The sequence below is a fragment of the Frankia sp. AiPs1 genome (assembly GCF_023716945.1).
Taxonomy (GTDB): domain Bacteria; phylum Actinomycetota; class Actinomycetes; order Frankiales; family Frankiaceae; genus Frankia.
This window is the reverse complement of the sequence record NZ_JAMQQF010000262.1, coordinates 1-7,982: the sequence shown is the minus strand read 5'-3', so window position 1 is coordinate 7,982 and position 7,982 is coordinate 1. Positions and strand designations below refer to the sequence as shown.

General features: G+C 71.3%; 6 protein-coding genes and 1 pseudogene. 3 read left to right on the top strand and 4 right to left on the bottom strand.

What is annotated here, in order from left to right; genetic code table 11:
• On the bottom strand, window positions 1-2,732 hold a 2,732-nt coding region (locus tag ND748_RS20000), incomplete at its 3' end, for a UPF0182 family protein (protein WP_251747529.1).
• Window positions 2,733-2,891: 159 nt separating this feature from the next.
• On the opposite strand from ND748_RS20000, the gene ND748_RS19995 reads away from it, so the two are divergent.
• Window positions 2,892-3,398, top strand: coding sequence for a PPA1309 family protein (locus ND748_RS19995; RefSeq protein ID WP_041939808.1), 507 nt, complete (start codon window positions 2,892-2,894; stop codon window positions 3,396-3,398).
• A gap of 179 nt (window positions 3,399-3,577) precedes the next feature.
• On the opposite strand, the gene ND748_RS19990 is transcribed toward ND748_RS19995, so the two are convergent.
• The 3 genes from ND748_RS19990 to ND748_RS19980 form a co-directional block, all read right to left on the bottom strand.
• Window positions 3,578-4,618: a PDZ domain-containing protein gene (locus ND748_RS19990; RefSeq protein WP_251747528.1), complete on the bottom strand. Its 1,041-nt coding sequence runs from the start codon at window positions 4,616-4,618 to the stop codon at window positions 3,578-3,580.
• Window positions 4,619-4,709: 91 nt separating this feature from the next.
• On the bottom strand, window positions 4,710-5,126 hold the full coding sequence (locus ND748_RS19985; protein ID WP_251747527.1) for a hypothetical protein: 417 nt from the start codon (window positions 5,124-5,126) through the stop codon (window positions 4,710-4,712).
• A gap of 59 nt (window positions 5,127-5,185) precedes the next feature.
• Window positions 5,186-5,551 carry a molybdenum cofactor biosynthesis protein MoaE gene (locus ND748_RS19980; RefSeq protein ID WP_374215985.1) on the bottom strand — a complete coding sequence of 122 codons (366 nt, stop codon included), beginning with the start codon at window positions 5,549-5,551 and terminating at the stop codon, window positions 5,186-5,188.
• A gap of 343 nt (window positions 5,552-5,894) precedes the next feature.
• On the opposite strand from ND748_RS19980, the gene ND748_RS19975 reads away from it, so the two are divergent.
• Together ND748_RS19975 and ND748_RS19970 are read left to right on the top strand one after the other, a co-directional pair.
• Window positions 5,895-7,325: a zinc-dependent metalloprotease gene (locus ND748_RS19975; protein ID WP_251747525.1), complete on the top strand. Its 1,431-nt coding sequence runs from the start codon at window positions 5,895-5,897 to the stop codon at window positions 7,323-7,325.
• A 266-nt stretch (window positions 7,326-7,591) separates the two neighbouring features.
• A pseudogene (locus tag ND748_RS19970) lies at window positions 7,592-7,982 on the top strand (thiamine biosynthesis protein ThiF); the annotation flags it as partial.

The following is a 7,982-nucleotide window of genomic DNA, read 5'->3' as shown; positions in this document are numbered from 1 at the left end:
CAAATTGTTTGGATCGTCGGATGCTTAAGATGTTTATATGTAACAGGATCGCCGCCGCCACGGCGGGTGGCGGTGGTGGCTCGGGTGCCGGCACCGGCCGCGGCGGCCCCGGCTCCGGAGCCGAAGACCTTGTCGAGCGCCTCCCCCAGGGAGGCGCCGAAGCCGATGCGCTCCCCGAAGGCGGTGGCGATGCCCTGCAGGGTGGGATAACCCGAGCCGCCGCGGGCTTGGACGTAGTAGGGCTCGACGTAGAGCAGCCCGCCCGCGACCGGCAGGGTCAGCAGGTTTCCCTCGATCGTCTGCGAGCCCGCTCCGCGCCACAGAGTCAGCTTGTTCGCGACGTCGCCGTTGGCCTCGATCGCGTTCTGGACCTGCACGGGGCCGTTGATCGTGCCCCCGGGCGGGAGTTTGAGCAGGGTGAACTGCCCGTAGTTGGACGGGTCGCTGGAGACCGCCATGTAGGCCGCGAGCTTCGACGACCGGGCCGAGATCAGCGGTGACGTCAGGTTGTACGACGGGCCGGAGCGCCCGGGTAGCTGGCTGTAGACGTAGAACGGAGGCTGCGGCTGCCCGCTGCCGTCAGGGGAGTCCGACACCTGCCAGAAGTCCTCCTGCGAGTAGAAGTCCCGCGGGTCGGACACGTGGTACTGGCCGATGAGGTCACGCTGGACCTTGAACAGGTCCTCGGGGTAGCGCAGGTGCTCCATCAGCGACGGCGAGATGTCCTTCTTCGGCTTCACCGTGTCCGGGAAGGCCTTCATCCACGTCCGCAGCACCGGGTCGGACTCGTCCCAGGCGTACAGGGTGACGGTGCCGTTGTAGGCGTCGACAGTCGCCTTCACCGAGTTGCGGATGTAGTTGACCTGGTTGGAGGCCTGCCGGGCGCGGTTGCCGCTCTGCGCGGTCACCGAGTCGGCGGTCACGTTCCCCAGGGTCCGCCGGGCGGAGTACGGGTAGCCGTCGGACGTGGTGTAACCGTCCAGAACCCAGGTGATGCGGCCGTCGACGACCGCGGGGTACGGGTCGCCGTCGAGGGTGAGCCACGGCGCCGCCTTGCTGACCCGGTCCCGCGGGTTGCGCTCGTACAGGATGCGCGAACTCTTGGTGATGTCACCGGAGAGCAGCAGGTTCTTCTCGCCGAAGCGCAGCGCGAACAGGGCCTGCCGGAAGGTCGAGCCGATCGAGACCCCCCCGTCGCCGGTATAGGTCGTCGTGGCCTGGGTGTCGACCCCGGGGCCGGGGCCGTCGATCTCCACCTGGCGGGTGCCGACGACGGAGTAGTTCGGCGACAGCTCGCCGAAGTAGACCCGGTCCTCCTTGACGCCGAAGTCACCCTCCTGCGGGAGGTTCCGCTCGCCCTGCTTGAAGGCGGGCTGCCCCTCGTCGACGGTGTTCGACGGGGCGGCGACGAAGCCCTTGCCGTGGGTGTAGGTGAGGTGCTCGTTGATCCAGTTGCGCTGGTCGGCGCCGAGCCCGGCCTGGTTGAGCTCCCGCACGGAGACGACGTAGTCGCGGGTGGTCTTCTTCTTGTCGGCGCCGGTCACGGTGTACCGGTCCACGTCGAGGGTCTTCGGGAACGTGTAGTAGCCGCGGATCTGCTGGAGCTGCTGGAAGGTCCGCGACAGCTTGCTCGGATCGAGCAGGCGGGTGTTGGGCACCGTGCCGGTGTCCGCGGCGACCTGCTGGGCGGTGACGTCGGTCCGAGCCTCGTACGGCTGCGGCTTGACGTTCTGGATGCCGTAGGCCGCTCGGGTCGCCGCGATGTTGCGCTCGATGTACGGCTGCTCGCGGGTCGCCTCGTTCGGCCGCACCTGGAACTGCTGGATGAACGCCGGATAGATGCCGCCGATGACCACCGACGACAGCACGAGGATCCCCGCGCCGAGCAGCGGCAGGGTCCAGCCGCGCTGGAAGATGTTGTAGATGAACAGCACTGCGCAGGCCAGCGAGATGAACAGCAGGATCAGCTTCGCGGGCAGCACGGCGTGGACGTCGGTGTAGGACGCGCCGGTGGCGACCCCGCGCGAGGAGAACACCGAGCCGAACCGGTCGAGGTAGTAGGCCCAGGCCTTGAGCAGCGCGAGCAGTCCGAGCAGCACGGAGATGTGGGCCTTGGCGGCGGGCGTCACCCGCTCGCCGGGCGTCTGCAGCCGGATGCCGCCGAACAGGTAGTGGGTCAGCACGGTGACCAGCAACGACAGCAGCACGGCGGTCAGCAGGAAGCCGAGCAGGAAGCGCTGGAACGGGTACGTGAACGCGTAGTAGCTGATGTCCCGGTGGAACTGGGCGTCCCTGGTCCCGAACGACTCGCCGTTCACCCACAACAGCCAGGTCCGCCACCGCCCGGATGCCGAGAGCCCCGCGGCCAGACCGAACACCGCCGCGATGGCGAAGAGGACCAGCTTCATGTACGGCTCGATCGCCGACCGGTAGCGTTCGAGGTTCTGCTGTTCGGTGGAGAGCGGACGCAACTGCGGGCGAAACCGATAACCAAGTACGATGTTGGTCCCGATGACGACGGCCATCACCGCGCCGAAGATGAGGAACAACAGGATCCGGGTGTAGATGACGGTCGTGAAGACCTTGCTGAAATCGACCGAGCGGTAGAACAGCAGGTCCGTGTAGAGCCGCGTGAAGATGGCGAAGAACGCGATCACGAGGGCGACGGCCAGCACCACCGGGACGATCACCTTGGCGCGGGTCAGCACCGGGCGGCGACTGGTCGTTGCCACAGTTCCTCCGTGCGGTCAGGACGGTCGGGTGTTCATCGACAAGGGTGGGTCCGGGGTTTCCGGGCCCACCAGCCGGGCGGTGCCGACGCGAGGGGCGCCAGCCGCCCCAGTACGGCAACCTACGCCAGGCACTCAGGGGAGATCGGAGAGGATGGGTTGGTGAGCAGCCCGAACATCACTGAGTTGACCTCCGTCGTACTCGAGGTCGAGCGGCACGTCGCTGATTCCGGCTGGGACCAGCCCAGCCAGGTCTACGCACTCGCCGACACCGCTGACCTGCTGGCGCGGGAACCCGCGCTGGCCCCCCACATCGGGGATTCACCGCCTGGTTCCCTGACCCCGGTCGAGCAGGAGCCGTTGCCGGTGGGCCGGCTCGACGAGGTGCTCGCCGGGATCGGGTGGCCCCCTGAGGTGCTGGGCTGCGTGCTGGTGACCGAGCTCGTCGTCCTGCCGCCGAGCGCGGAGGAGGAGGCCCCGTACTCCGACCACGAGATCGAGTACTGGGCCGCGAACCATCCGGAGCGCCAGGACGTCCGGCTCGCCGTCGGGGTGACCCGCAGCGGGCTGCACGCCTCCTGCCTGCGGGTACGTGGGGACGACGAGCTCGTCGTCGATCCCGACCTGGCCGACAACCTCGTCGACGGGCTGCTCGCGACTTTCCAGTGACCTCGACCGCCGGGTGGGCCGGCCGGCGACCCGCGTGCCTCGGGGGCCGTCCGCACGCCCCACCCGGCCGGCCCGGACCCCACTGCCAGCACGAACCGCACTGCCAGGGCGCACCCCGCTGCCAGCACGAACCGCACTGCCAGCACGAACCGCACTGCTGGCGCAGACGGGCGGACCGCTCAGCAGGACGGCACGCTCGCCGCCGGGTTCGTACGCACCGCGTCGACCGCCTTCAGGGCGCCGGCGAGGGTGTCGACCTTCACCAGGCGGGGAGCGCGGCCGGAGTCCACCGACAGGGCGTCGGCGCAGTTCGCCGCCGGCACGAGGAAGATCGACGCCCCGGACGCCTTCGCACCGAGAATCTTCTGCTGGATGCCGCCGATCGGCCCGACCTCGCCGGCCGCCGTGATCGTCCCGGTGCCGGCGATGGTCTTTCCCCCGGTGAGTGGCCCGGGCGTGAGCAGGTCCACGATGCCCATCGCGAACATCAGGCCGGCGCTCGGCCCGCCGACGTCCGACAGCCGGATCCGGACGGTGAACGGGTAGGTCCGCTTCTCGGTCGTGGTGACGCCGATCATGGCCCGAGACGCGTCGTCGGTTGCCGGGCGGGTGGTGATGGTGACGGTGGCCGGCTTGCCGCCCCGCTTGTAGGCGATGGTGACGACTGTCCCGGGACGGACCTTGCCGACCTGGGCGCGCAGCTGGTCCTGGGTCGTCACGGCGACCCCGTCGACCTGGGTGATGACGTCGCCGGTCGCGAGTCTGCCGGTGGCGGGGGACCCGTCCGGGATGGTGTAGACGGCGACCGACCGGCCCGTCGCCGCGATGCCGAGCTGGGCGAGCGCGGCCGACGTGGCCTGGTCCTGCGAGTCCACCATGGCCTGGGCGTTCTCCTGCTGGACCTGCTCCTGGCTGGAGCCACGGGGCCGGATGAGCTCGGTGGGGACCACGGCCCGGTCGTCGTCGATCCAGTCCTGCAGGGCGCTGACCAGGTTGAGTTTCGGGGTCTCCTCGACCGTGGTCAGCTCGAGGCGACCGGAGGTCGGATAGGTACGGTGCCCCTCGATCGTGATCAGCCGGGTTCCGTCGACGGCGCCGAGCGTGTCGGTGACCGGCCCGGGGGCCAGGGTGACGAACGGTACCGGCATCCACAGGCCCACAACCAGGAGCGCCAATGCCAGTACCGACGCCACCACGAGAGACTGGGTGCGCCGGGCCATGAACGCAGTCTATGTACCGGCCCTCACCCGGTCGGGCCGGCGTCCGGGGCAGGCGACCTTCGCCCCGGACGCCGCCAGGTCCGACTCGGCGTCAGGATGTCTCGGGCGGGCGCCCCTTGGCCCGGTGCCGCAGCGACGACACGTCGATGGGCACGGTGTCGGCGAAGGGCGAGACCTGGGCACCGGTGGCGACACCCAGGTCGTCCAGGTCGCCCAAGCCGGCCAGGTCGTCCAGGTCGCTCGGCGAGAGCGAGTCGTTCACGCGGAGCGGGTTGTTCGACAGGAGCGGGTCATCGTCCGGAGGCGGTTCGGGGTAGCCGGACTCGTCGAGGTCGGCACCGGTCCGCGTGGCGGACTGGGCGGGTATCGGGCGGGCCAGCGCGGCCATGCTGCGCCGGTAGCCCGCGATGGTGATCATGGCTTCGGAGGTGCGGTCCGGCCGGCCGCGCAGGGCGACCCACACGGCCGTCAGGAGCAGGGCGACAGGGGGGATCAACAGGAACCACATGGGAGCCTCGACGTCGAGACGAGTAAGAAGATGACTTATTTCTATCGTAGGTGCCCCGCTCAGCAGGCGCCTACCCATTCAGCCGCGCCATCCTCAAAAATCTGGTGTTTCCAAATCGGAACCTGCGCCTTGATGTCATCGATCAGACGACGACAGGCGGCAAATGCCTCCGCTCGGTGGGCCGCCCCCACGGCCACCACGACCGCGGTCTCGCCCACCCGTAGGTGCCCCGTGCGGTGGGCCACCGCGATCGCCCGCACCGGCGCGCCGGCCGCCACCTCGGCGGCCACCCGTTCGATCTCGGCGGCCGCCCGCGGATGCGCCTCGTAAGCGAGGTCCGTCACCGCCCGCCCGGAGTCATGGTCGCGGACGGTACCCACGAACAGCGCAATCCCGCCCACGTCCGGGAGCAGGACAGCGGCCATGCACTCGTCCACCGACAACGGGGTGTCACGAATGTCCGCCAGCACGACGCGGGCCGCGGCCCCGGTGCCGCGCCTGGCGTCGGGGCCGAGACCGGACCCGAGATCGGGGTCGCCGGCCGCGGCCGGCTCCCCCGGGGCCGGGGTCGGCCCGCCCGCCCCGGCGGTCTCGCGCGCCGAGGCACCAGCCGGTGGGACGGATGCGGGAGAACGCGTCGAGTCCACGTCTACGACCGTAACCGGCCGTCCCGGCCTCCGTTTCGCCCGGCGGGCAGAAAACGCATTACCGTGGGTTCATGTCCCAACCGCGCGTGCGACGTCCCGCTCCCCGATCAGGCCACGTCCGATGAGTGGCGACTTCCCGTTCGGCTTCGCGTCCTCCGGTGGCGGCGGCGACGAGCCGCGGTCTCCCTTCGGCGGCGGGGGCCCCTTCGGCGGCGGCGCGCCGTTCTTCGCCGAGCTCGAGCGGCTGCTGTCCTGGCAGGGCGGTCCGGTCAACTGGGAGCTGGCCCGGCAGGTGGCGGTCCGCTCGCTGGGCGACGGCGAGTCGAGCGTCCCCATGGGGCAGCAGCACATGGTCGCCGAGGCGCTGCGGATCGCCGACGTCTGGCTGGACCCGATGACGACCCTGCCCGCCGGCGCGACGATCGCCAGCGCCTGGTCGCGGGTCGAGTGGATCGAGAAGACGCTGCCGGTCTGGCGGACGCTGTGCGACCCGATCGCCGCCAAGGTCGTCGAGGCGATGCGCACGGGGATCTCCAGCGGGCTGAGCCAGCTCGGCGGGGGCGGCATCGAGCTGCCCAGCGAGCTGCGCGACGCCCTGCCACCCGGGGTCGATCTCGGCGCCCTGATGGGGGCCGGTGGACCGATCATGGGGATGATGAACCAGGTCGGCGGGATGCTCTTCGGCGCGCAGGTGGGGCAGGCGATCGGCACTCTGGCCGCGGAGGTCGTCTCGTCGACCGAGGTCGGCCTGCCCCTCGGGCCGGCCGGAACCGCCGCGCTGGTCCCGGCGGGGGTGGCCGCGTTCGGATCCGGGCTGGAGATCCCCGAGGACGAGGTGCGCATCTACCTCGCCCTGCGGGAGGCCGCCTCCACCCGACTGTTCGCGCATGTGCCCTGGTTGCGCGCCCACGTGCTCGGCGCGGTCGAGGAGTACGCCCGCGGCATCGCGGTGGACACCGAGGCCGTCGGCCGGGTGATGCGGATGGTCGACCCGACCGCCCTGATGAACCCGGAGCGGCTGTCCGAGGCACTCGGCGAGGACGTGTTCAACGACGCGAACACGCCCGAGCAGAAGGCGGCGCTGGCCCGCCTCGAGCTGATCCTCGCCCTCATCGAGGGCTGGGTGGACCACGTGACCGACGCCGCGGCCACCGGTCATCTGCCGGCCGCCGGCCGGCTGCGCGAGATGGTCCGCCGCCGCCGCGCCGAGGGTGGGCCCGGTGAGCAGACCTTCTCCACCCTGGTCGGGCTTTCCCTGCGCCCGCGCAAGCTGCGCGAGGCCGCCGCGCTGTGGGCGGCGCTGGCCGAGGCCCGCGGGCGGGAGGGGCGCGACGCGGTCTGGGCGCATCCCGACCTGTTGCCCACGGCCGCCGACCTGGCCGCGCCGGATGGTTTCGTCACCGGCGCGTCGGCCAGCGTCCTGGACGATCCGATCGGCGAGATCGAGAAGCTGCGCGACACGCCGCCCGCCGAGGGCGGCGGGAAGTCCCCCGGCGGCCCCACGGACAAGCCGGACACCCCCGGCGGCTCGACGCCGGGCGCCCAGGGCTGACCGTGACGACCCGCTGAGCCCGCGGCGAGGCGACCGAGCCCTGCCCCGCCATGCCGACCGGCGCTGACCGGCGCGGAGCCGGTGGGCACGGGGCGCGCTCGGACCACGCACGATCCACAGGGTGGTCCACAGCCTCTCCACAGCCGCCGGCACGGCCTCGCGTTCTGTCGGACCCGCATGACACGGTGAGGATCAACCGGCCGGCTGGCCGGTAGTCCTGATCTGCGTCCGGTGGCTTCGGCCGCCGGCGGACCTGCGGGGGATCCATGCGCCCGATCCTCAAACCTGGCCTTCGTCGGCTCTGGCACAACAGCTCCACCCTGCAACTCGGCCTCGACCCGGCCCGCGCCGTCCTCGTCACCGACCTCGGCCCACCGCACGTGGACCTGCTGGACGCCCTCGACGGCCGACGCACGCTGGAACAGCTCCGCCGCGACGGCGGCGAGGCCGCACGCGACCTGCTCGACCTGCTTGGCCGGGCCGGCCTGCTCGACGATGCGGCATCGGCCCCGGGCGCGACGCCGCTGCTCGCGGCCGACCTCGACCGCCTCTCGCCCGACCTCGCGGCGTTGTCGGTCCGTTCCACCGATCCGGCCCGCCCCCGCCGGGTGCTCGCCGCGCGGCGCGCCGCCCGCGTGCTTGTGCGGGGCGCCGGGC

What these genes read in the sequence shown, in the direction of transcription:
- ND748_RS19990 (WP_251747528.1), bottom strand. Translation starts at nt 4,618, where the DNA reads ATGGCCCGGCGCACCCAGTCTCTCGTGGTGGCGTCGGTACTGGCATTG.
- ND748_RS19985 (WP_251747527.1), bottom strand. Translation starts at nt 5,126, where the DNA reads ATGTGGTTCCTGTTGATCCCCCCTGTCGCCCTGCTCCTGACGGCCGTG.
- ND748_RS19980 (WP_374215985.1), bottom strand. Translation starts at nt 5,551, where the DNA reads ATGGCCGCTGTCCTGCTCCCGGACGTGGGCGGGATTGCGCTGTTCGTG.
- ND748_RS19975 (WP_251747525.1), top strand. Translation starts at nt 5,895, where the DNA reads ATGAGTGGCGACTTCCCGTTCGGCTTCGCGTCCTCCGGTGGCGGCGGC.